Annotated in this window: 2 protein-coding genes; both read left to right on the top strand. The window is 41.9% G+C overall.

The window, feature by feature from the left end; genetic code table 11:
• Positions 1–64 precede the first annotated feature (64 nt).
• On the top strand, positions 65–373 hold the full coding sequence (locus OA79_RS17735) for a transposase (protein WP_063334548.1): 309 nt from the start codon (positions 65–67) through the stop codon (positions 371–373).
• Positions 370–1,230 carry an IS3 family transposase gene (locus OA79_RS17730; protein WP_063334547.1) on the top strand — a complete coding sequence of 287 codons (861 nt, stop codon included), beginning with the start codon at positions 370–372 and terminating at the stop codon, positions 1,228–1,230. Before OA79_RS17735 ends, OA79_RS17730 begins: the two co-directional genes overlap by 4 nt.
• The last annotated feature ends 31 nt before the right edge of the window (positions 1,231–1,261 follow it).

Here is a 1,261-nt window from a genome sequence, read left to right as displayed (position 1 = left end):
TGAACCTGCTACAGTTTAACGGACATTTTTAATCAGGGACAATAAGTCCTTTAGGAGTGTTCTTATGACAACAAAACGTAAACCTTATAATACCTATACCAAAGAGTTTAAGTTGGAAGCGATTCGCTTAATGGAAACCTCTGATAAACCAGCTGCGGATGTCGCTAGAGAACTTGGCCTAAGGCGAAACCAACTTTATAAGTGGAAAGAGCAATTAGAAAAAACAGGTGATGTGGCTTCTGCCAGCCGTGGTAGACCAAAGAAAGGCCAAGAAAGTGATGTCGCTCGGTTAGAAGCACAAGTGCGCCGCCTCCAAGAAGAGAACGACATTCTAAAAAAGGCCGCGGTGTTCTTTGCCAAGGAACTGGGTTGAAATACCAGTTTATTCGTCGTCACTCTAAAGAACACCCAGTGGCGCGGCTATGTAAAGTATTAGAAGTGTCATCTAGTGGTTACTATGACTGGCTTGGTCGCCCAGAGAGCCACAGAACTCAGGAAAACAGGCGTCTTACACAACGTATTCGATACCATCATGCTCAATCTCGCCGTATTTATGGTTCACCGAAGATACATAGAGAGCTGATTGCGGAAGGAAATACATGTAGTCGAACACGTGTTGCTCGTTTGATGCAAAGAGCCGATATACAGTCTAAATTACGACGTAAATTTGTGGTTACTACAGAATCAAAATCGACTACACAACCGGCAAAAGATCACCTCAAGCGGTGCTTTAAAACAGCAATGCCTAATGTTGCATGGGTATCGGATACCAGTTTTATAGCGACAAGAGAGGGTTGGTTATATTTAGCCGTGATGATAGACCTCTTCTCTCGCAATGTGATTGGCTGGTCGATGAGTGAGAAGAACGATACAGATTTAGTAGAAAGCGCTTTAACAATGGCTTTATGGCGACGAGGAAATGCCTCAAATGCAATAGTACACTCAGATCAAGGAAAAACTTATGCATCAAACCGTTATCGAAAGAAGCTACTCGATAATAATCTTCGCATAAGTATGAGTCGTAAAGGTGAGTGTTGGGATAACGCTGTTGCTGAAAGCTTTTTTGGCAGCCTAAAAAATGAATTAGTTCATGAGATGGACTATCGAACCAGAAAGGAAGCTAGACAAAGTATCTTTGAATACATTGAAGTATTTTATAACCGAAAGCGGCGTCATGCATTTTTAGATTACGTAGCGCCAGTTGATTATGAGGCTCAGTATGCCTCTTAATTATTTTATCCGTTTTATTGTGGCAACCTCA

Source organism: Marinomonas sp. TW1, assembly GCF_001625355.1.
GTDB lineage: Bacteria > Pseudomonadota > Gammaproteobacteria > Pseudomonadales > Marinomonadaceae > Marinomonas.
Note: the sequence above shows the minus strand (reverse complement) of the source record. Positions and strands in the feature narration are given on the sequence as shown.